Genomic DNA, 20,400 nt, shown 5'->3' with positions numbered 1-20,400 from the left:
GATCAGACATCGCCGCGAGGTTCGCGGGGGAGCCCCAGGCCGCGTTCGGCAATCTGGTTGCGCTGGATCTGGTTGGTCCCGCCATAGATCGTGTCGCAGCGGGAATAGAGGAACAGGTTGGGCAGCATGCCCCATTCGTAGGCGTCCCCCTCGGCGATCTCGCCCGCCTGCCCCAACACATCCATGGCCAGTTCGCCAAGATCGCGGCGCCACGTCGCCCACTGGATCTTGTACGTCAGTGCCGCGCCGTCGATGGCCGAAAGGTCGGTCCGCGAAAGCATGCGCAGCGCGCCGTAGCGCATCAGGCGCAGGCCGATCTCGGCCTTAGCGATGCGCTGGCGTATCAGGGGATCGCGTGCCGCACCGTTTTCACGAGCAACCCGGATGATCTCGTCAAGCTCGTTGCGAAAGCCCATCTGCTGGCCCAGCGTGGAAACGCCGCGTTCAAACGCCAGCAGGCCCATCGCCACGCGCCAGCCGTCGCCCGGCGTGCCGATCAGGCTGTCCGCCGGGCAGCGTGCATCGGCAAAGAAGGTTTCGTTGAACTCGGCTTCGCCGTTGATCTGGCGGATGGGCACCACGTCGATGCCCGGCTGGTCCAGTTTCATCATCAGGAACGTCAGTCCCTTGGGACCTTTCGAGCCCTCCTCGCTGCGCGCGACGACGAAGATCCAGTCCGAATAGTGGGCAAGGCTGGTCCAGACCTTCTGGCCGTTGACCACCCATTGGTCGCCTTCAAGGCGCGCCTTGGTACGGACATTGGCAAGGTCGGAGCCGGCATTGGGTTCCGAATATCCCTGGCACCAAATCGAGGTTCCCGCAGCGATGCCCGGCAGGAACTTCGCCTTCTGCTCCTCCGTCCCGAACGCCAGGATCGTGGGGCCGGCCAGTTCCACACCGATATGATTGACGCGTCCCGGCGCGCCGGCGCGCGCGTATTCCTCGGCGAAGATGACCTGCTCGGCCAGGCTCGCCCCGCGTCCGCCCCATTGTTCGGGCCAGCCAATGCAGGACCAGCGGTGCGCCGCCAGTTCCTGCTCCCATTCCTTTCGACGCTCAATCTTTTCGGTGAGATTGGCAATGCCGCGAATGTCGGCGAAGGCATTCGCCATGCGGTCCTGCAACCAGGCCGCGCATTCGTCGCGGAACGCTTCTTCGGCGAGGGAAAAACCCAGCTTCATGCTGCTTCTCCCAAAACCATCGCGGCCACCTTTTCGCGGTGATGGTTGCCCGATCCCATCAGCGTCTGGATGGACCGGGCGCGCTTGAAGAACAGGTGCGCGTCGTGCTCCCAGGTAAAGCCGATGCCGCCGTGCAACTGGATCATGTTCGCAGCGCACATGAAGGCCGTATCGGCGCAGAAGCTCTTGGCCGCGTGCAGCGCGAGCCAGGCATCGGCATCGTTTTCATCAAGCGCGCAGGCGGCCCAGTACACAGCGGAGCGCGCCTGCTCGATCAGGACCATCATGTCGGCAAGGCGGTGCTTGTAAGCTTGGAAGGAACCGATGGGCCGACCGAACTGAATGCGCTCCTTGGAATAAGCGACGGTCCGGTCGAGCGCTTCCTGCGCCACGCCGAGAGCCTCCGCAGAAAGGGAGAGCAAGCCAGTCACTTCCGCCGCCGCGATAGCTGCCGGTCCGTCGGGCAGTTCTTCCACCCTTGCTTCGGTCAGCGTGACCGTTGCCAGAGGCCGGGTCTGGTCCATGGTGACGTGACCGATCCGGGTGACCTGCGGCTGGGCGGCATCCACCAGCCAGGCGCGTGCTTCACCGCAGACCATGATGAGATCGGCCGAGGCGCCGTGCGGAACGAAGTCCGCCACGAGACTCAGGCTGGAACCCTTGTCCTGCCAGTGCTCGGCACGGGCCACCGCTCCAACGATCCGGCCGGACACCAGCCTCGACAGCCAGGTGTCCTTCTGCTCGTGCGAGCCCCCCGCGACGATTGCCCGGACCAGCATGGCGTGGCCCAGCAAGGGCAAGGGGGCAACGGTCGCACCGGCCGCTTCGGCGACGATCGCCTGCTCAACCATCCCAAGACCGACGCCGCCCGACTCTTCCGGCACGCCGATGCCGGCCAGCCCCAGATCCTCGCAGAACGAAGCCCAGAGCGAGCGGTCGAGACCGTCGGCGGCCATGGCAGCGCGCGTCCGCTCGCTCGTCGCGGATTCGACCAGAAAAGCGCTGACTGTGTCAGCTATCATCACCTGTTCGTCGGTGAAGACGAAGTCCATGGTCAGGTACCCCAAACCTTGCGCGGCGCGATGCGCTCGGCCAGCAGGGCATCGACCGCGGCGCCCACGTCTGCCGGGTCCCAGCGCTCGCCGCGATCCGTGAACGGACCTTCGCGCCAGCCGTCCTCGATCATGATCTTGCCACCTTCCAGCTCAAAGACGCATCCGGTGACATGGGCAGAGGCACTGCTGCCAAGCCAGACAACGGTGGGCGCGATGTTCGCCGGGTCCATCACGTCGAAAGCGGATTCCTGAGTCGACATCTTGTCTGCGAAGGCCTGCTCGGTCATGCGCGTCCGCGCCGACGGAGCGAGGGCATTGGCGGTGATGCCATAGCGGCCCAGTTCGGCCGCCTGCACCAGCGTAAGCGAGGCGATGCCGCCCTTGGCGGTCGAATAGGCCGCCTGCGCAATGGAGCCCTGCAATCCCGCACCCGAGGTGGTGTTGATAATGCGCGCGTCAGGATTGGCGCCGGCCTTCTGCTTCGCCCGCCAATGGTCCACCGCATGGCGGCTGATACAGAAATGTCCACGCAAGTGGACATGCATCGTCGCGTCCCATTCTTCGAGCGTAGCCGAAACGAACATCCGGTCGCGCACGATCCCGGCGTTGTTGACCACCACATGAAGGTCACCGAACTCGGCGATCGCGGCATCGACGATGCGCTTTGCCGCGTCCCAATCGGTGATGTCCTCATAGTTGGCGATAGCCTTGCCGCCAGCGGCGACGATTTCGGCCACGGCGCCGTCGGCGGCGCTGGTGTCCCGGCCTTCGCCGCCCAGCGAGGTGCCGATATCATTGACCACGACGTTAGCCCCTTCAGCCGCGAACGCCAGCGCATAGGCCCGACCAAGCCCCCGCGCGGCGCCAGTAACGATAACCGTCCTGTTGTCGCAGATTCCCATCTTCAACCTTTCCATTTTTCAGCGGGGCCGAGCAGGTGAGCGCTTGCATCACCCCAGAAATCGACACCCGCGTATTCGCGCCGGGTGAAACACCAGGTTCCGTCGATCACCGCGAACCGATCATGATAACGTCCGCCCCCGACAACCTGCAGCGGCAACGCATCCGTCGCCTGGAGGAGCGTCCAGAGCGAGCGGCATGACGCGCCCTGCCCATCCTCGTCCATCTCGATGATGGCGTTGGAGGCGACGTGGCGCGTTTTTGGCGTGCCGTCGGGATAAACCCGAATGAAGCTGCGGCACATCTTCTCGACGGCCTCGGTGCCGCGGATCTCCTCGCCGTAAACCACCACGCAGCCATGATCGAACATGCGCGCAACCTCGTGGAAGCGCCCGGCGTCCAGGTGCTCGGCATACAGGTGCAGCAGGTTGGGAATATCGATCGCGGGATTGGCCATCGCCCTTACAGCCTCTCGATGATGGTTACATTGGCCTGCCCGCCGCCCTCGCACATCGTCTGCAGGCCATAGCGTCCGCCCGTGCGCTCCAGTGCGCCCAACAGCGTCGTCATCAGGCGAGCGCCAGTTGCGCCAAGCGGATGCCCCAGCGCGATCGCGCCGCCCTGCACGTTGACCTTCTCATGCGGGACGCCCAGTTCCTTCATCCATGCCATCGGAATGCTGGCGAAGGCCTCGTTGCATTCGAACAGATCGATATCCTCGATGCGCATCCCGGCTTTCTGCAAGGCATGGCGCGTCGCGGGGATCGGCGCGGTCAGCATCCACACCGGATCGTCGGCCCGCACGGAGATGTGATGCACTCGCGCGCGAGGGGTGAGGCCGTGGTCCTTCACCGCGCGTTCCGAAGCGATCAGCAGCGCGGCCGCTCCGTCGCAGTTCTGGCTGGCGACCCCGGCGGTGACGACGCCGCCCTCCTGAACGGTATTGAGCGCGGCCAGCCCTTCAAGCGTGGTGGTGGGACGGATCGTCTCGTCCCTGTCCAGGCCCTCAAGCGGCGCGATTTCGCCGGCGAACCATCCCGCCTCGGTCACTGCCTGAGCTCGCTGGTGGCTGGCGAGGGCGAATTCCTCCATCGCCTCGCGCCCGATTTCCCACTTGCGGGCGATCATTTCGGCCGAGTTGATCTGGTTCAGCAGGCCCGGCCCGTAGCGATCGACCCATCCCTTCGCGCCGGTGAAGGGATCGTCGAAGCCATAGGCCTGACCGGCGTACATCGCCGCCGAAATGGGGATCGCGTTCATGGCCTGGCTACCGCCGGCCACGACAAGATCCTGCGTGCCCGACATCACTCCCTGCGCTGCGAAGTGGACCGCCTGCTGGCTGGAGCCGCACTGCCGGTCGATGGTCGTTCCCGGCACGTGCTGCGGCATTCCCGCCACCAGCCAGACGGTGCGCCCGATATCGCCGGCCTGCGGCCCGATAGTATCGCAGCAGCCCCATACGACATCATCGACGGCATTGGCGTCGATCCCGGTGCGCTCGATCAGCGCCCTGATCGGGTGGGCCCCCAGGTCAGCCGGATGGACATGCGCCAGCGAGCCCTTCTTGCGACCAATCGGGGTGCGGACGGCATCGATGATATAGGCCTCGGCCATGACTGTTCCTCAGGCAAATGTGTGATCGGGACCGATCGCCAGCGTCGGCTCCCGGTCTGCATCGCCGATTACGGCTCGGTCGATGCGGGCGACATGAAAGGCGCGGTCTCCCCAGGCGCCACCGAGCGCCCAGGTCCGCTTCATCCAGAAATGGAGATCGACTTCGTAAGTGTAGCCCATCGCGCCATGCACCTGGATCGCGGTTTCCGCCGTCAGGAAGGCGGCATCGGTCGCAGCGAGCTTGGTATGGCTGACATGGACCGGCGCGCTCTCGACACCGTCGTTCAGCGCCTTGGCCGCACGCCACAAAACAGGCTTGGCGAATTCGATCGCGACCGCGCAGCTCGCAAGCTGGTGCTTGATCGCCTGGAACGCGCCGATCGGCTGCCCGAACTGGGTACGCACCTTGGCATATTCGGTGGCTTGCACCAGCATCGCATCGGCAAGGCCGACCAGTTGCGCAGCACTCATCAGCGCGCCGAGGTCCAGCAGATGCGGATCATCGCTGACTTTAGCCGGCACGACCGCCAGTTGGCGCAGGGGATCGACGCTGCGCAGCGCTTCGCCCTCGCCATCGGCGACCCAGGGGTTGATCGCGTGAACCGGCAAAGGCCGTTCCTCGCCCGCAACGATTGCCGCAAGCGATCCGGTCTCGCCCTTCGCCGCAAGCCACGGCGCCATGACGAAGGCGACATCGACCAGCGGCTCGGCCAGGCACGCGCGCCCGCATTCCACAGCGATCATCGCTGCCTCTACAAGACCAAGGCCGAGCCCCCCCTGCTCTTCCGGCACCATCAGGCCCGGCAGGCCCATTTCGACCAAACCCTGCCAGATCGCCGGATCGCGCGCGCCCTGCTCGTCCAGGCGGCGCAGAACCTCGGGGCCGTGCGTCCCCTCGAGATAGTCACGAACGCCTTCGGCGAGCGTCAGCTGATCTTCGGTGAAGCGGAAATCCATCAGCCTGCTCCCACGCGCGGCAGACCGAGCAGCCGCTCGGCAGTGATGTTGCGCTGAACCTCGTTCGAACCGGCGTAGATCGGCCCGGACAGAGAGAACATGTAGCCTTCGAGCCAGTCGTTCTGGCTGCCATCGGCAAAGCGCTTCAGTTCGGCATGCGCGCCCAATAGTTGCATCCCGGTGCGGTGCATCGCGCGGTCCAGCTCCGACCAGAAGATCTTGTTGAGGCTGGCTTCCGCGCCGATCTTGCCGCCGGCCATGATCTTCGCCGCCACCGCATAAGTATTATAGGCATAGGCCTGCGCGGCGCCCCAGGCCTGAGCCACGGCCTCGCGCGCGGCAGGAGAGGCACGGTGCGCATTCTGGCGGTACAGCTCCACCAGCCGCTTGGCTGTCGCCTGGAAGCGTCCGGGCGAACGCAGCATGAGCCCTCGTTCGAAGCCCGCAGTCGCCATGGCGACGTTCCAGCCTTCGCCTTCTCCAGCCAGGCGGTTCGCCACCGGCACCCGCACTTCGTCAAAGAACAGCTCGGCAAAGCCCGTCTCACCATGGAGCTGGCGGATCGGCCGGCGCGTAATGCCGGGGCTGTCGAGGTCGAACAGGATAAAGGTCAGGCCCTTGTGGCGCTCGCTCTCCAGATCGGTGCGGAAGATGCCGAAGCCCCAGTCCGCGAAGGCGGCGCGGCTGGACCAGGTTTTCTGCCCCGTGAGTACGTAATGGTCGCCGTCACGTACGGCCTTCGACGAGATCGCCGCCATGTCGCTGCCTGCGCCCGGCTCGGACCAGGCCTGCGCCCAGATGACTTCGCCGCGCGCCATCGGCGTCAGGAAGAGCGCCTTCTGCTCATCGGTGCCGAATTCCATGATGGTCGGACCAAGCAGGAAAATGCCGTTCTGGTTCGCCCGCAGCGGAGCGCCGCTGGCCCAGTATTCCTCTTCGAAGATCAGCCATTCGATCAGATCGAGCCCACGTCCGCCGTAGGCTTCCGGCCAGGTGACCATGCCCCAGTTACCGCCGGCCAGCGTGCGCTCCCATTCCACATGCTGGTCGTACCCCTCGCGGCACTCGAGCGTCACGAGCGGCTGCGACGGCAGATGCTCTTTCAGCCAGGCGCGGACCTCTGCGCGAAAGGCCTGCTGCGCGGGTGTGTAGGCGAGGTCCATCAGCAGCCCCCCATCAGAACCGGGCCGCCTTGCCGGTTTGGACGAAGGCGTCGCGGCTCTTCTGCGAATCCTCGTGCATGTACATTTCCAGCGTAAAACCCTGCTCCCAGCGGTAGCCGCGATCGACGTCGCGCGGTTCGAGCCCGTTGAGCGCTTCCTTCGCGATCACCAGCGCCTTGCGGCTCTTGGAGGCGATCACCGCGCAGAAGGCGCGCGCTTCGGTTTCAAGCTCTGCGCGCGGGACCACCTTCTCGACGGCACCGAGACGGTAGGCTTCCTGCGCCGGGATATTCCCGCCGGTGAAGAACGCGGCGCGCACCTTGTGCAGCGGCAGCATGCGCGACAGGTGGCTTGCTCCGCCCATCGCACCGCGATCGACCTCGGGCAGCGAGAAATAGGCGTCATCGGCCGCGATGATCGTGTCCGAGGCTCCGCAGATGCCGATGCCGCCCCCGATCACGAACTTGTGCACGGCGGAAACCACCGGCACTTCTGCGTCGCGGATCGCCTTGAAGGTCAGGTAATTGCCCCGGTTGAGCACGGTGATGCGTTCGGGGTGGGCCTGCATTTCCTTGATGTCCACGCCCCCGCAGAACCCGCGGCCTTCCGCCCGGATCAGCACACAGTTCACGTCGGGATTGCGGCTCGCCTCGGTCACGATCGCGGGAAGCGACATCCAGGTCTCGCTATCGAAGGCGTTGACCGGCGGCACGTGGAAAACGATCTCGGCGATCCGGTCCTTGATGGTGCAGGCGATAGGCATCAGGTTTGTCCCCCGGTGCAGAGCGCGGCCAGGCGCGCCCTTGCGTCATGTTCGATTTCACGGATCAGGTCCGCGCAGGTGGGCAGATCACTCAGGCGTCCGGCGACCAGGCCGGTAGCCATGAGACCATTCTCGGCGTCGCCCGAGACCACGGCGCGCTGGATCATCATCGGTGCAGCAGCAGCCATCATCGCCTGCGCCAGCGGCACTTCGCCATGGGCGGTCATGCCGCGCGCAGACGCAATTACCTGTCCCCAGCTCATGCCGGTCTGGCGCTTCATCTCCAGTCCGGCTTCCATCGCCCGCCTCCACATGGCCAGCTTGCCGGACGCTTCGATCCGCCGAAGCAGCGGGTTGAGGATCATACGCTGCGGAATACCGTCCACCTTGGTGGAGACAGCGATATCGCCAGTGCCGGCCTTGAGGTAGGCGGCCTTGGGCGTCGCGGGAACAGGACTTTCCTGAGTCATCAGGAAGCGCGTGCCCATCGCGATGCCGACCGCGCCATAGGCCAGCGCGGCGGCGAGGCCCCGGCCGTCGCCCATTCCGCCCGCCGAGACGACCGGCACATCCACGGTATCCAGAACCTGCGGCAGCAGCACGGTCGTCGGCACGCTGCCGGTATGGCCGCCGCCCTCACCGCCCTGCACCGTCACCATCTCGCAACCGAGCTGGACCATCTTCTGTGCGTGCTTCACCGCGCCGACAGTGGGGATGCACAGGATGCCGGCATCTCGGAAGCGTCCGATCATCCTGGCGTCAGGACCGCGCCCGAAGCTGACGGCACGCACGCGGTCGGCATTGGTGATGATGATCTCGACGATCTCGGCCGCACCCGGCTGGAACATGTGAAAGTTCACGCCGAAGGCATGGGGCGTCAGGTCGCGAAGCCGGGCAATGGCGTCCGCGGTCTCGGCCGGCGACATGACAGCCGCGGCAAGAAAACCGAACGCGCCGGCATTGCTCGTAGCCGCCACGAGTTGGGGTGTAGCGATCCAGCCCATCGCGGTCTGAATCACCGGGAGACGGCAGCCGAGGCGACGCGTCAAAGCGGTGTCGAGCGCATCGGCCACCCTAGTCCTCCCCTGCCCGCTTCTTGTTCGCCTTTGCCATCGTCTTGCCGTCGAACCCGGCGATGTAATCGCCCTTGACCAGCGTGTTGTTGGCATGCGCGAAGTGGTGATAGCCGAATGCCGCGTCGATCCCGGCGTTCTTGCCGGCAAGCGTCTCCATGTGGTTGCAGGCCTGCTTGGCGAGTTGCAGCGCCAGACGCGGCTGCTCGGCGATGCGGGCGGCGATGCGCTGCACTTCGTCCGCCAGTTGATCTCGCTGCACGACGCGATTGACCATGCCCATCTCATACGCACGGGAAGCGCTCATTCGCTCGCCCAAGAACAGGAATTCCTTGGCAATGCGCACGTTCAGCTCGTGGCAGTGGGCGAAGTATTCTAGGCCTGGAAAGCCCATCTGCAGGACAGGGTCCTGGAAAAAAGCATCGTCCGACGCGATGATCAGGTCGCAGACCCAGGCGAGCATCAGCCCGCCCGCGATGCAGCCGCCGTGGACCTGTGCAATCGTCGGCTTGGGGATGTCGCGCCAGCGCTTGCACATCCCGAGGTACTGTTCCTGCTCGCGGATATAAGCCTTTTCGGCGCCCGCCTTGTTGGCGTGATCGTACCACATCAGGCGGCGGTCGACGCTCGAATGAAAATCCCGCCCCGGTGTCCCGATATCGTGCCCGGCGCTGAAGTGCTTGGCATCGGACTTGAGGACAATCACCTTCACCTCATCATCGTCCACAGCGCGCCGGAAGGCATCGTCCAGCGCATAAGTCATCTGGCTGTTCTGGACGTTGTGGAACGTCGGCCGATTCAGCGTGACCCGTGCGATCCCTCCGGACGCCTCGTAGAGCACCGGCTCGTCAGTTTCGTAGACCGGCGGTTCGTTGACGGGTGGGACGATACCGTCGCTCATGGCGCTGCCCTCACCGCCGGCGGATTGTCCCTGATCACGCTGGCGCGGATATTGTGCGGATCGAGCCGGGCGATCACATCGAGCGCGTCTTTACCGGGTAGCGGGGTTTCCCTTTCGACAGCATCGAGCAACGCAAAGCCCGTCGCTTCCTGCACTTCGTCAATCGTGACGCCGGGGTGAAGCGAGACGACGCGAATGGCGTTGTCCGGCCCGCCGAAATCCATCACGCAAAGATTGGTGACGATCGCCCTGAGGTCGATCCCCGAATAATTGCCGCCCGCGATCCGCTTGGCCGGGTTGTACCCGGCACTGGAAACCATATCGACCTCACCTTCCACGAAGACGCGCTTTGAATGAGCGGGGATGAACATCGAATTGGCGTGGTAGATCGAATTGCCGGGAAAGCCGCGTACGCCCAGCATCTGGGTCTTGGGCTGGCGGTGAGTGCCGCCAAGCTGTGACAGATTCGTCTGGCCGAAGCGGTCGATTTGCGTGGGCGTGACCATCGCGTGCCGGCGTCCGCCGGTCCACACCGCACTGTCGAAGAAGCGCGAGAACGGAAGATAGCCGGCGAACCTGGGCTGGTGGTCGCCGCGCGGGCCGAGCGGAACCGGCTCCTCGACAAGGAATGCCTCGCCATCGGTCATCATCAGACCGGGCGAATGGGTCAGCCTGGCGAGGCCGGCGCCGATACGCGGCACGGGTCCGATACCGGTCGCGACCTGCTCGGCGGAAGTACGGAAGGCTTCGGAGCATGCGAGAATGCACAGCTCGGCCAAAGTGGCCTGGTTGGTTACGTCGCTCATCAGAATATCGGCAGCGGGAGAGCCGCCACCGCCTCCTTTCCACCGAAGCCTTCGAGATAGACCGCTTCGTCCGTGCCGACGAAGCGGTCCGCAACGGCCGACCAGTCGCCCGGGTCCTTGGCCGCCGCCGCGTATTCCTTGAATGCCTTCATGTCCCATCCGTAAGCGGGAGGCATCGAACTGGGATGCGCGCCGCCGGTCATCTCGACCACGCCGCTGACAAAGCAGCGTTCGAAGGTATTGGCCTTGACGTCCTGCGGGTAATGGTCCTCGATCTTGTCGACGAGTTCCTCGCAGGAGACGTAAGTTCTTGCCGCGGCCTTGGCGAACCACTCGTCATAATATGTGTCCGGCCCAAGCAACTGGACATTGCCGCGCCAGTCGCTGCGGCTGACATGGATGATGGCGGCATCCAGCTTGAGTGCCGGCATGGCTATCAGCACTTCCCCGTCGTCATAGGGAGACTGCACGGTCTTGAGACCGCCCAGTTCGGCAAGATCGGTGCCGAGACCCACGCGCGTCGGCAGAAACGGCAGGCCGAAAGCGGCGGCCTTGAGGCCCCACTGAAACATGCCCTCGTCCATTTCGAAGACCTCGATCTCGCCGGCCTCGCGCGCCTTGCGGAACCAGGGCTCGAGAGGGATCGCGTCGAGCGAGACGAAGGCGAAGGCCAGCTTCTTCACCTTGCTGGCCGCGCAGAGCATGCCGACATCGGCGCCCCCGTAGGAAACGACGGTCAGGTCCTTGAGATCGGAGCGGAGTATCTCGCGCACCAGGGCCATCGGCTTGCGGCGCGGGCCCCATCCCCCGATTCCCAAAGTCATGCCGTCGCGGAGCTGCGAGACGATCTCGCCCGCGCTCATTCGCTTGTCGAGCATCGGAGCTGTCACTGCTGCGCCTCCTTCATGGCCTTCTGCCAGGCCCATTCGTGGCCCCAGGTGCTGATGGCCTCGTGCCGGGTGGTCACCCAGCTTGCCGGATCGATCACCAGGCTGTCGCAGCCGATCTCGAGATCGAACCCGCCCGGCGTCTGGACATAAAAGCCTGTAGTCTCGTCATTCACGTGGCGCCCAAGCGTTGCCGATTCCGCGTAGCCAAGAGCTTTCATGCGGTCATGCGCCTTCCCGACCTCGATGAGATCGGGCATTTCCACCATGAGGTGGACCGCGCCCGAGGGCGGCACTGGCCCTTCGGCGATGGCGATGCTGTGATGACGTCCATTGTCCGCGTGCATGAACGCAAACCCAGTCGAGGGACCATCGGGCCCGAACAGGTGAAAACGCGGCATGTCGGTCTCATGAAATCCGATCACGTTCCGGTAGAACGCCACAGTGTCGTCGAAGTTGGGGGCCGAAAAGACGGCGTGGCCCATTCCCATGTCCCCGGTGATGAACTCCGGAACGCCGAGCGGTGATTGAAACGGAGAGTCCGCAACGGTGTCGCAGCAAAAGAATTCCAGGCCGTTGCCGGCGGGATCGCTTGTTTTGAAGAATCCGGAGACGCCGCGTAACGCCACCTCCTCCGCCGACCCCGATTCCACTGGGCGACCCGACAGGCGCACGGCCTGCTCCAGCGCGGCCAGCATCTCTGCATTGGCAACTTCATAGCCGGCAGCAAGAAGACGCTCCCGCTCCCCCCTCACGATGCGGAATCGGAACGCGCGCTCGTCGATCCGGTAGAGGGCCGCGCCGTCAGAGGCATCCGGCGCGCGCATGGCGCCAACCACCCGCGTCAGGAACTCTTCCCATTTTTCCGGTTGCGCCGTCTCGATGACGACATAGCCGAGTGCCTTCACACCCATTGCTTCAGCTTCCTTTCACGAGTTCCAGAAACAGCGGCCGCTCGCCGCCACCGTCGATATTGATGCGCGCGCCGCTGACCCAGGAGGACGCCTCCGAACTCAGCCAGAGGACGGCGTTCGCAATATCGTCCCCCGTTCCCATGCGCAGGAGAGGAACCGAAGCCGCAATCCGCGCTTGCGCGCTTTGGTCGCCGTAGGTTTCCGCGCTGTTCTCAGTTTCCATAAGCCCGGCGACGATGGCGTTCACCCTGATGCCGTGAGGCCCCCATTCCTGAGCCAGCGTTTGCGTCAGATTCAGCAGCCCCGCCTTCGCGGCGCCGTATGCGGCGGTCCCCGGCGAAGGCCGCATCCCGGACACGCTGGCGATATTGACTATGCTCCCGCCGCCCGATGCCACCAGATGGGGCAAAGCCGCCTGCGACAAGTACATTGGCGCCATCAGGTTCAGTCGGACGATCGCCTCGAGAAAGCGCGGCGAAACGTCGCTGAACTGCCCTTCCGGCGATCCACCGGCATTGTTGACCAGGATGTCCAATCCGCCAAACTGCTTAGAGACGTGGCCCACGAACTGCTCTGCCTGGGCAGCGTCACGGATGTCTACGCCATGGAAGACGACGCCCTCCGGAAGAACCTCGGGCTCGTTGCGCCCACAAACCGCGACCCGTGCGCCCGCTTCGGCGAGGCGGGCCGCGATGACTCGTCCCAACCCGCGCGTTCCGCCCGTTACGATCGCCTTTCGTCCGTGACAGTCGGCGGAGAACCCAGCAAACACCGCAATCTCCAAAATTTCACTCCGAAAAGTTCGGAATGGCGAAGCATCATTGCCATCTGAATCACTATATCAAAGATTTTAGGTTTGCAATTGACGATTTGCGTATTTTCTGGCAGTCGTTTCTTCGAACACCGCCAATCAGCCCGGAAATGTGCCGGGAGCGTTCGAGGAGGATCTGAATGGCAAGTACCACCGATGTAGCCATGAATGCGCCCGCTCCGAGCCCGGAAAGCCTCCTGGAAACGGCCAGGGGGATGATACCTGCCCTGAAATCGCGCGCAAAGGCGTGCGTCGAAGGCAGGGACGTTCCTGCCGAGACGATCGCGGAACTGAAGGATGCGGGCCTTTTCCGGATCCTCCAGCCCCGGCGGTGGGGCGGCTACGAAATGCACCCCAATGACTTTTTCGAAGTGCAGAAGGCACTGGCCCAGGGCTGCATGTCGACCGGATGGATGTACGGCGTCGTCGGCTGCCACCCCTACGAGCTCGCGCTGTTTCATGATGAGGCGCAGCAGGAAGTCTGGGGTTCGGATACAAGCGTGCTGGTTTCCTCCTCCTACCAGCCCGTCGGCAAGGTCACGCCGGTCGAGGGAGGGTATCGCCTTTCCGGTCACTGGGGGTTTTCCACCGGCTCCGTCCACTGCGACTGGGTGCTGCTGGGCGCCATGGTTCCGCCTTCTCAGGATGGCGGGCCGCCGGACATGCGCACGTTCCTGCTTCCCCGCAGCGACTATCGCATCGACCGCGAGGCCTGGCGGGTCTTCGGACTGCAGGGTACCGGAAGCCACGACATCATCGTGGAAGACGTCTTCGTCCCTGAATACCGCACGCACCGCGCCATTGATGGCTTCATGTGCAATAACCCTGGCCAGGCCGAGAACTCCGGCGCGCTCTACCGCCTTCCATGGGCGCAGGTCTTTACGCGATCCGTCTCGACGGCCGCATTCGGTGGTGCGAGGGCGGCGGTCAATGCCGCCATTGCGATCATGAAGGACCGCGTTTCGACGAATACCGGAAAGGCATCGAAGGCCGATCCGATGCTGCACGCAGCCATCGCTAAGGCGCATGCGCAGATCCTGGAAATGGAACAGACCTTGCGCCTGTCTTTCGACGATCTCATGTCCCTCGCCGAGGAAGGGCGGGAAATTCCTATGCAGAAGCGCGCACTTTATGCGTACCAGTCCTCGACCGTGGTACGGCGGCTGGCCGAACTCGTCGACGGCATGGTCCAGCTCCTAGGGGGGCGCGCGGTCTATACCTCGAGTGCTATCATCCAGCCCTGGCTCGATCTCAACGCCGCCCGCGCCCACGTCGCCAACGATCCGAATAATCGCACGACCGACGTTGTGGGGACGCTGTGCGACCAGGCACCGACTTTCAAATTCCTCTGACCGAGGCAATCATGCAGGGCCTTGAAACCAACGACTACACCGTCTCAGGTGGTCATACGATCCGCATAGCGAAGGCAGGGAGCGGTCCAGCGGTCGTATTCCTCCACGGCAGCGGCCCCGGCGCGTCGGGCGCCTCCAACTTCCGTGAGAACATCTCGGCGGTAACCGAAGCTGGATACCAGGCTATCCTGCCTGATCTGATCGGCTACGGCGCGTCATCGAAGCCGGAAGGGATCGACTATACACTGCAACTGTTCACCGACACGGTTCTGGAAGCCCTGCGCGCCCATGGCGTGACGAGTGCCATTCTGGTCGGCAACTCGCTCGGCGGCGGCATCGCGCTCAACCTCGCGCTGGACCATCCCGAATTCGTTCGCGGGCTGATCCTGATGGCGCCCGGATGTATCGAGGAACAGGCGAGCTACTTCCAGATGCCGGGAATCGCCAAGATGGTGTCGGGCTTCGGCGGGCCGGGATTCAATCTCGACGAGCAACGCAGGCTCGTCTCCAACCTCGTCCATTCCGATTTCGTGTCCCGCATCCCGGACGAACTCGTCGCTGAGCGCTACGCGGTCGCGTGTACGCAGCCCAAGGACGTGCTGGCGCGCATGCGCACGCCCAACCTTGCGCCGCGCCTGGGGGAAGTCACCTGCCCGATTTTCGTTCTGTGGGGCCTGAACGACGAGTTCTGTCCTGAAAGCGGAGCGCGTCACTTCCTGGACAATTGCATCAACGCACGCTGCCTGACGTTTGCCCGAACCGGTCACTGGGTCCAGGTGGAGCGCGCATCGGAATTCAACCGCTATGCCGTCGAGTTTCTTCGTGAGCTGTCCTGACACCGTTCAAGCGCCTGCCGACGGCGAACAGGTCCGCGAGGATTTCCGTCTGGCCATGCGCCGAATGGCGGCCGCTGTGGCAATCGTCACCTGCCGCAAGGGCGACGAATGGCTCGGGATAACCGCGACGTCGATGACCTCGCTCTCGATGGACCCGCCCTCGTTGCTGATTTGCGTCAACCGTTCCGCTTCGATTCGCGCTGCCCTTGAGCCCGACGCGGCATTCACCGCCAACCTTCTTGAACGCCGTCACAAACCCGTATCGGACGCGTTCGGAGGCCGGGCGATGGGCAAAGAGCGTTTCAGCTTCGGGCATTGGGGTACCTGCGAACGCGGCGTGCCCATGCTGCGAGACGCAATCGCCGCGATTCAGTGCAAGGTCGATCGCGAGGTGGAATATGGCACGCACACAATCGTCATCGGCAGAGTGCTGAACACCTGCCTGTCGGACGAAATGAACCCACTGGTTTACGTGAACGGAAACTATCAATGAGCCCATCCCGTGCCGAGCGCCATGGCGAGCGCCTGTTCAACGCCCTTCGCGGGCGCAGCACGCTTGCGCCGCTGATGGCCGAAGATCCATCGCTGACCATCGACGACGCCTATGCCATCAGTCTCGATTTCCTCGCGCGCCGCAAGGCGGACGGCGAGCGCGTGATCGGCAAGAAGATCGGCGTCACCAGCAAAGCCGTTCAGGACATGCTGGGCGTGCATCAGCCCGACTTCGGATTCCTGACCGACTGGATGTTCGTCGAAGGTGACATCGACGTGGACGACAAGGCCCTGATCGCGCCGCGCGCGGAAGCGGAGATTGCATTCATCCTCAAGGACAGCCTCAACGGTCCCGGCGTCACGGCCGCCGATGTCGTTGCCGCGACGCAGAGCATCGCCCCTTGCTTCGAGATCGTCGACAGCCGGATCACCGACTGGAAAATCGGAATCGTCGACACCGTCGCGGACAATGCCTCCTGCGGCGTGTTCGTACTGGGCGATGCCCGTATCGACCCCGCAGGGTTGGACCTGCCCAGCCTCCACGTCGCCGTCACCAAGAATGGAGAGCGGCTTTCGGAAGGGCTGGGCAGCGCCGTGCAAGGAAATCCCGCCCAGGCCGTAGCATGGCTCGCCAATACGCTTGGCAGCTATGGAGTGACCCTCAATGCCGGTGACGTGATCCTCTCCGGCTCGCTCGTGCCGCTGGCTCCCGCCGCAAAGGGCGATGTTTTTGAATTGGTTTTGAGCAACCGCGGGACGCCACTGGGCACCTGCGCCGCCCGCTTCGTCTGAGGAATGAACATGACAAGGATCAAGGCCGCGATCATCGGATCTGGGAACATCGGCACCGACCTGATGATGAAGATGATCAAGTATCCGCAGAACATGGACCTCGTGGCCGTGGTGGGCATCGATCCGAACTCCGAAGGCCTTGCCATGGCCCGCGAGCATGGCGTCGCGACGACCCATGAGGGCATCGAGGGCCTCAAGAAGCTGCCCTGCTATCCCGAGATCGGCATCGCCTTCGACGCCACCAGCGCCTATGCGCACAAGGTCCATGATGAGGCGCTGCGCGCCGACGGCATCCAGGTGGTCGACCTGACGCCCGCAGCGATCGGCCCCTTCACGGTGCCGCCGGTCAACATGCACGCCAACCTCGATGCGCCCAACGTCAACATGGTAACATGCGGCGGCCAGGCGACGATCCCGATGGTCGCGGCCGTCAGCAGGGTTGCCACCGTCCACTACGCCGAGATCGTCGCATCGGTCTCCTCGCGCTCGGCGGGGCCGGGCACGCGCGCCAACATTGATGAATTTACCCGCACTACCGCCAATGCCATCGAGAAGGTGGGCGGCGTTGAGAAGGGCAAGGCAATCATCATCCTGAACCCGGCCGAGCCGCCGATGATCATGCGAGACACCGTCTTCACCCTTTCCGAAGGCGCCGACGAGGAGGCAATCCGCCAGTCGGTCAAGGATATGGTGGCTGAAGTGCAGAAGTACGTGCCCGGCTACCGCCTCAAGCAGGATGTCCAGTTCGAGCGCTTTGGCGACAATAACAAGCTCAAGATCCCCGGCCGCGGCGAGTTCACCGGTATCAAGACCATGATTATGCTCGAGGTCGAAGGCGCGGGCGATTACCTGCCGAGCTATTCCGGCAATCTCGACATCATGACCGCCGCCGCCAAGGCGACGGGCGAACTGCTGGCCGAGCGGCGCATGGCCGCGACGGCCAACGCCTGAAGGAGACCTGATGATGGCCAAGTTCGACGTGGCAGCGGGCGACCAGCTCTACATCCAGGACGTGACCTTGCGCGACGGCATGCATGCCATCCGGCATATGTACGGCCTCGACCACGTGCGTGACATCGCGCGCGCACTCGACCGGGCAGGCGTGGACGCGATCGAGGTCGCGCATGGCGACGGGCTTTCCGGCATGAGCTTCAACTACGGCTTCGGAGCTCATACCGACTGGGAATGGATCGAGGCGGTCGCCGAAGTGCTTGAGAAGAGCGTGCTCACGACACTGATCCTGCCGGGTGTCGGCACGGCGGACGAACTGCGCCGCGCCTATGATCTTGGCGTCCGCTCGGTGCGCGTCGCAACGCACTGCACCGAGGCGGACGTCTCCAGGCAGCATATCGGCATTGCGCGTGACCTTGGCATGGACGTGTCCGGCTTCCTGATGATGAGCCACATGATCGATGCCGAGGCGCTGGCCCAACAGGCGCTGCTGATGGAAAGCTACGGCGTGCAATGCGTCTATGTGACGGACAGCGGCGGCGCGCTCGACATGGACGGCGTGCGTGACCGCCTGCGCGCATATGACAAGGTTCTGAAGCCCGAAACACAGCGTGGTATCCACGCCCACCACAACCTCTCGCTCGGCGTCGCCAACTCAATCGTCGCCGCACAGGAAGGCGCGGTGCGCATAGACGCCAGCCTCGCCGGCATGGGCGCGGGCGCAGGTAATGCGCCGCTCGAGGTCTTCATCGCCGCCGCCGACCGCAAGGGCTGGAACCACGGCTGCGACGTCATGGCGCTGATGGATGCCGCCGAGGATCTGGTCCGTCCGCTGCAGGACCGCCCGGTTCGCGTCGACCGCGAGACGCTCTCGCTCGGTTACGCGGGCGTTTATTCAAGCTTCCTGCGCCATGCCGAGAAAGCGGCATCGGACTACGGGCTCGACACCCGCGCCATCCTCGTCGAACTCGGCCGGCGCAAGATGGTCGGCGGACAGGAAGACATGATTGTCGACGTCGCGCTGGACATGCTCAAGGCGGCCAAGGGCTGACGCTCGGAAGCGAATAAGGAATAAGTACGATGGGAGTAGGCAAGGTTGCCATAGTCACCGGGGCCAGTCGCGGCGTCGGCGCCGGCATAGCGCGCGGCCTGGGCGAACTGGGCTACGTCGTTTACGTCACGGGCCGTTCGACGAGCGCAGGCTCGGCGCGGGGCTGGGCCGGCGAAATTCTACCCGGCACTGTCGCGGAAACGGCGCAGGCCGTGACCGACCTTGGCGGCAAGGGCATTCCAGTGGTCTGCGACCATGCCGACGACGCACAGGTTGCAAAGCTGTTCGAGCGGGTGGCCCAGGAGTCCGGCAGTCTGGACATGCTGATCAACAACGCCGCCTATATGCATCCCCAACTGGTCGAGAAGAAGCCGTTCTGGGAAAAGGATCTCGACGCGCAGAAAATTCTCGATGTCGGCCTGCGCTCGGCTTATGTCGCCAGTTGGCATGCGGCGCGGATGATGGTGCCGCAAGGTTCGGGCCTGATCGCCTTCACCTCTTCATTCGGCGCTTCCTGCTACATGCATGGACCGGCTTACGGTGCGCAGAAGGCGGGAATCGACAAGCTGGCGCATGACATGGAGCACGATCTGCGCGGCACCGGCGTGGTCGCGGTTTCCATCTGGCTTGGACCGCAAGTCACCGAACGGGCGATGTCGGCGAAGGACAACGATCCCGAACAGTACGAAGCCTTCATGGCCTCGGCGGAAAACCCGGAATTCACCGCCCATATCCTGGACGCCATCGACCGATCGCCGGAGCGCGCCGAGCTGTCCGGGGAGACCCTCATCGGTGCCGAGATTGCCAAACGGCTCGGCGTCACTGACAGGGGCGCCGAACGACCATCCTACCGCGACATGCTGGGAGCGCCGCGTGCAAAGAACCCTGCCGCCATCTATTAAGGCCCGCAACCCAAGTGTATCGATGACAATGAACAAACCCGCATTCAGCTTCTCCGAGACGGATCACGCAATCGTATCCGAACTTCGGCGCAATGGCCGGGCGACGAACCAGGACATCGCCGGAAAGCTTGGACTTACGGCATCTACGGTTTCGTCCCGCATCAAGCGAATGGAAGAGGCCAACCAGCTTCGCGTGGTTGCCGTCTCGGATTTCGCAGCGCTTGGCTACAATGTGCTACTCAGGCTGGCGGTGGAAGTAGACGGGCGACCTGCCTCGTGCGTGGCCACCGATCTGGCCGGGCTTTCGGAGGTGTTCGCGGTCCATGTGGTGACCGGCCGCTACAACATCGATGCCCTGGTGGCGCTGTTGGATTTCGCCGAGCTCCCCGCATTTCTGCAAAGCCTTGTGAGTAATGTTCCGGGAATCAAGTCAATGACGCCTTCGATCGTCGTCGACATTCTGAAATACAAATTCGAAGTCGCGCCCATCGAAGGAAGCGAAGCATGAACGGATTGCTCGATGACCTTGACAACCAGCTCATTGCGATCCTGAGCAAGGATGCACGGGTCTCCAATCGCAAGATCGCGACAGAACTCGGCATTACCGAAGGAACCGTCAGAGGCCGCATCAAACGGTTGCAAAGCGATGGGCAGATCGCATTCACGGCCATCACGGGCCTTTCTCTCGCGGCGAAATCCCGCCTGGCGTTCATCGGCATCAAGGCGGCGATGGACAAGGTACGGGAGATTTCCGACTACCTGAGCGCAATGGACGAGATAAACGCCGTACTGGTGTCGCTTGGCGAGCTTAACATCACCGCCATCTGCCTGTTCGATGAACTCGACGAACTCGTCGAACTGACCTCGGATCGCATACTTACAATCGCCGGCGTTTATCAGGTCGAAACGTCGATTGCCGTCAAGACCATGAAATACAACTCGCGCGTCGCACGGATCACGAACCTTACCGACGACGAGACCTGACCTGACGCGGGATTC

General features: G+C 63.8%; 23 protein-coding genes. 9 read left to right on the top strand and 14 right to left on the bottom strand.

Annotated elements, in window-relative coordinates; genetic code table 11:
* Positions 1-2 precede the first annotated feature (2 nt).
* From IEX32_RS13595 to IEX32_RS13530, 14 genes are read right to left on the bottom strand one after another with little or no spacing between them, the layout of a single operon-like run.
* Positions 3-1,181 carry an acyl-CoA dehydrogenase family protein gene (locus IEX32_RS13595; protein WP_188772082.1) on the bottom strand — a complete coding sequence of 393 codons (1,179 nt, stop codon included), beginning with the start codon at positions 1,179-1,181 and terminating at the stop codon, positions 3-5.
* Complete coding sequence (locus IEX32_RS13590) at positions 1,178-2,233, bottom strand: acyl-CoA dehydrogenase family protein (RefSeq protein WP_188772081.1); 1,056 nt, start codon at positions 2,231-2,233, stop codon at positions 1,178-1,180. Before IEX32_RS13590 ends, IEX32_RS13595 begins: the two co-directional genes overlap by 4 nt.
* Before the next feature lie 2 nt (positions 2,234-2,235).
* On the bottom strand, positions 2,236-3,138 hold the full coding sequence (locus IEX32_RS13585) for an SDR family oxidoreductase (protein ID WP_188772080.1): 903 nt from the start codon (positions 3,136-3,138) through the stop codon (positions 2,236-2,238).
* 2 nt (positions 3,139-3,140) lie between these two features.
* Positions 3,141-3,593: a nuclear transport factor 2 family protein gene (locus IEX32_RS13580; RefSeq protein WP_188772079.1), complete on the bottom strand. Its 453-nt coding sequence runs from the start codon at positions 3,591-3,593 to the stop codon at positions 3,141-3,143.
* A 5-nt stretch (positions 3,594-3,598) separates the two neighbouring features.
* The gene (locus tag IEX32_RS13575) at positions 3,599-4,750 is read right to left on the bottom strand and encodes an acetyl-CoA C-acetyltransferase (RefSeq protein ID WP_188772078.1); all 1,152 of its coding nucleotides are present in this window, start codon (positions 4,748-4,750) and stop codon (positions 3,599-3,601) included.
* Positions 4,751-4,759: 9 nt separating this feature from the next.
* Complete coding sequence (locus IEX32_RS13570) at positions 4,760-5,707, bottom strand: acyl-CoA dehydrogenase family protein (RefSeq protein WP_188772077.1); 948 nt, start codon at positions 5,705-5,707, stop codon at positions 4,760-4,762.
* On the bottom strand, positions 5,707-6,870 hold the full coding sequence (locus tag IEX32_RS13565) for an acyl-CoA dehydrogenase family protein (RefSeq protein WP_188772076.1): 1,164 nt from the start codon (positions 6,868-6,870) through the stop codon (positions 5,707-5,709). Before IEX32_RS13565 ends, IEX32_RS13570 begins: the two co-directional genes overlap by 1 nt.
* Before the next feature lie 13 nt (positions 6,871-6,883).
* Positions 6,884-7,633, bottom strand: coding sequence for an enoyl-CoA hydratase family protein (locus tag IEX32_RS13560; RefSeq protein WP_188772075.1), 750 nt, complete (start codon positions 7,631-7,633; stop codon positions 6,884-6,886).
* Positions 7,633-8,706, bottom strand: coding sequence for an NAD(P)H-dependent flavin oxidoreductase (locus IEX32_RS13555; RefSeq protein WP_188772074.1), 1,074 nt, complete (start codon positions 8,704-8,706; stop codon positions 7,633-7,635). The genes IEX32_RS13560 and IEX32_RS13555 overlap by 1 nt, the downstream gene beginning before the upstream one ends.
* Position 8,707: 1 nt before the next feature.
* On the bottom strand, positions 8,708-9,607 hold the full coding sequence (locus tag IEX32_RS13550; protein WP_188772073.1) for an enoyl-CoA hydratase: 900 nt from the start codon (positions 9,605-9,607) through the stop codon (positions 8,708-8,710).
* On the bottom strand, positions 9,604-10,413 hold the full coding sequence (locus IEX32_RS13545) for a CoA-transferase subunit beta (protein ID WP_188772072.1): 810 nt from the start codon (positions 10,411-10,413) through the stop codon (positions 9,604-9,606). Before IEX32_RS13545 ends, IEX32_RS13550 begins: the two co-directional genes overlap by 4 nt.
* A complete protein-coding gene (locus IEX32_RS13540; protein WP_373285449.1) occupies positions 10,413-11,303 on the bottom strand; it encodes a CoA transferase subunit A in 891 nt (296 codons plus the stop codon). The genes IEX32_RS13545 and IEX32_RS13540 overlap by 1 nt, the downstream gene beginning before the upstream one ends.
* Positions 11,300-12,214, bottom strand: coding sequence for a VOC family protein (locus IEX32_RS13535; RefSeq protein WP_188772071.1), 915 nt, complete (start codon positions 12,212-12,214; stop codon positions 11,300-11,302). The genes IEX32_RS13540 and IEX32_RS13535 overlap by 4 nt, the downstream gene beginning before the upstream one ends.
* Before the next feature lie 4 nt (positions 12,215-12,218).
* On the bottom strand, positions 12,219-12,986 hold the full coding sequence (locus IEX32_RS13530; RefSeq protein WP_188772070.1) for an SDR family oxidoreductase: 768 nt from the start codon (positions 12,984-12,986) through the stop codon (positions 12,219-12,221).
* 179 nt (positions 12,987-13,165) lie between these two features.
* Here IEX32_RS13530 and IEX32_RS13525 point away from each other — a divergent pair, with 179 nt between their 5' ends.
* Genes IEX32_RS13525 through IEX32_RS13485 form a run of 9 tightly spaced genes read left to right on the top strand, consistent with a single transcriptional unit; the run spans position 13,166 to position 20,385 of the window.
* Entirely contained in the window at positions 13,166-14,377 is a 1,212-nt protein-coding gene (locus tag IEX32_RS13525; protein ID WP_188772069.1) for an acyl-CoA dehydrogenase family protein, read from the top strand.
* Between the two features lie 11 nt (positions 14,378-14,388).
* Complete coding sequence (locus IEX32_RS13520; protein WP_188772068.1) at positions 14,389-15,213, top strand: alpha/beta fold hydrolase; 825 nt, start codon at positions 14,389-14,391, stop codon at positions 15,211-15,213.
* Positions 15,200-15,706: a flavin reductase family protein gene (locus IEX32_RS13515; protein ID WP_188772067.1), complete on the top strand. Its 507-nt coding sequence runs from the start codon at positions 15,200-15,202 to the stop codon at positions 15,704-15,706. The genes IEX32_RS13520 and IEX32_RS13515 overlap by 14 nt, the downstream gene beginning before the upstream one ends.
* Complete coding sequence (locus IEX32_RS13510; RefSeq protein ID WP_188772066.1) at positions 15,703-16,497, top strand: fumarylacetoacetate hydrolase family protein; 795 nt, start codon at positions 15,703-15,705, stop codon at positions 16,495-16,497. The genes IEX32_RS13515 and IEX32_RS13510 overlap by 4 nt, the downstream gene beginning before the upstream one ends.
* Before the next feature lie 9 nt (positions 16,498-16,506).
* The gene (locus IEX32_RS13505; protein WP_188772065.1) at positions 16,507-17,448 is read left to right on the top strand and encodes an acetaldehyde dehydrogenase (acetylating); all 942 of its coding nucleotides are present in this window, start codon (positions 16,507-16,509) and stop codon (positions 17,446-17,448) included.
* A 10-nt stretch (positions 17,449-17,458) separates the two neighbouring features.
* Positions 17,459-18,499 carry a 4-hydroxy-2-oxovalerate aldolase gene (dmpG, locus tag IEX32_RS13500; RefSeq protein WP_188772064.1) on the top strand — a complete coding sequence of 347 codons (1,041 nt, stop codon included), beginning with the start codon at positions 17,459-17,461 and terminating at the stop codon, positions 18,497-18,499.
* Positions 18,500-18,528: 29 nt separating this feature from the next.
* The gene (locus tag IEX32_RS13495; RefSeq protein ID WP_188772063.1) at positions 18,529-19,401 is read left to right on the top strand and encodes an SDR family NAD(P)-dependent oxidoreductase; all 873 of its coding nucleotides are present in this window, start codon (positions 18,529-18,531) and stop codon (positions 19,399-19,401) included.
* On the top strand, positions 19,373-19,909 hold the full coding sequence (locus IEX32_RS13490) for an Lrp/AsnC family transcriptional regulator (RefSeq protein ID WP_229736368.1): 537 nt from the start codon (positions 19,373-19,375) through the stop codon (positions 19,907-19,909). Before IEX32_RS13495 ends, IEX32_RS13490 begins: the two co-directional genes overlap by 29 nt.
* Positions 19,906-20,385, top strand: coding sequence for an Lrp/AsnC family transcriptional regulator (locus IEX32_RS13485; protein ID WP_188772062.1), 480 nt, complete (start codon positions 19,906-19,908; stop codon positions 20,383-20,385). The genes IEX32_RS13490 and IEX32_RS13485 overlap by 4 nt, the downstream gene beginning before the upstream one ends.
* Positions 20,386-20,400: the final 15 nt, after the last annotated feature.

The organism is Novosphingobium endophyticum, assembly GCF_014640675.1.
Taxonomy (GTDB): domain Bacteria; phylum Pseudomonadota; class Alphaproteobacteria; order Sphingomonadales; family Sphingomonadaceae; genus Novosphingobium; species Novosphingobium endophyticum.
Note: the sequence above shows the minus strand (reverse complement) of the source record. Positions and strands in the feature narration are given on the sequence as shown.

Coding starts and splice junctions, on each gene's coding strand:
- IEX32_RS13585 (WP_188772080.1), bottom strand. CDS start 3,138: ATGGGAATCTGCGACAACAGGACGGTTATCGTTACTGGCGCCGCGCGG.
- IEX32_RS13560 (WP_188772075.1), bottom strand. CDS start 7,633: ATGCCTATCGCCTGCACCATCAAGGACCGGATCGCCGAGATCGTTTTC.
- IEX32_RS13590 (WP_188772081.1), bottom strand. CDS start 2,233: ATGGACTTCGTCTTCACCGACGAACAGGTGATGATAGCTGACACAGTC.
- IEX32_RS13525 (WP_188772069.1), top strand. CDS start 13,166: ATGGCAAGTACCACCGATGTAGCCATGAATGCGCCCGCTCCGAGCCCG.
- IEX32_RS13575 (WP_188772078.1), bottom strand. CDS start 4,750: ATGGCCGAGGCCTATATCATCGATGCCGTCCGCACCCCGATTGGTCGC.
- IEX32_RS13545 (WP_188772072.1), bottom strand. CDS start 10,413: ATGAGCGACGTAACCAACCAGGCCACTTTGGCCGAGCTGTGCATTCTC.
- IEX32_RS13520 (WP_188772068.1), top strand. CDS start 14,389: ATGCAGGGCCTTGAAACCAACGACTACACCGTCTCAGGTGGTCATACG.
- IEX32_RS13595 (WP_188772082.1), bottom strand. CDS start 1,181: ATGAAGCTGGGTTTTTCCCTCGCCGAAGAAGCGTTCCGCGACGAATGC.
- IEX32_RS13565 (WP_188772076.1), bottom strand. CDS start 6,870: ATGGACCTCGCCTACACACCCGCGCAGCAGGCCTTTCGCGCAGAGGTC.
- IEX32_RS13570 (WP_188772077.1), bottom strand. CDS start 5,707: ATGGATTTCCGCTTCACCGAAGATCAGCTGACGCTCGCCGAAGGCGTT.
- dmpG (WP_188772064.1), top strand. CDS start 17,459: ATGATGGCCAAGTTCGACGTGGCAGCGGGCGACCAGCTCTACATCCAG.
- IEX32_RS13535 (WP_188772071.1), bottom strand. CDS start 12,214: ATGGGTGTGAAGGCACTCGGCTATGTCGTCATCGAGACGGCGCAACCG.
- IEX32_RS13510 (WP_188772066.1), top strand. CDS start 15,703: ATGAGCCCATCCCGTGCCGAGCGCCATGGCGAGCGCCTGTTCAACGCC.
- IEX32_RS13580 (WP_188772079.1), bottom strand. CDS start 3,593: ATGGCCAATCCCGCGATCGATATTCCCAACCTGCTGCACCTGTATGCC.
- IEX32_RS13495 (WP_188772063.1), top strand. CDS start 18,529: ATGGGAGTAGGCAAGGTTGCCATAGTCACCGGGGCCAGTCGCGGCGTC.
- IEX32_RS13505 (WP_188772065.1), top strand. CDS start 16,507: ATGACAAGGATCAAGGCCGCGATCATCGGATCTGGGAACATCGGCACC.
- IEX32_RS13485 (WP_188772062.1), top strand. CDS start 19,906: ATGAACGGATTGCTCGATGACCTTGACAACCAGCTCATTGCGATCCTG.
- IEX32_RS13550 (WP_188772073.1), bottom strand. CDS start 9,607: ATGAGCGACGGTATCGTCCCACCCGTCAACGAACCGCCGGTCTACGAA.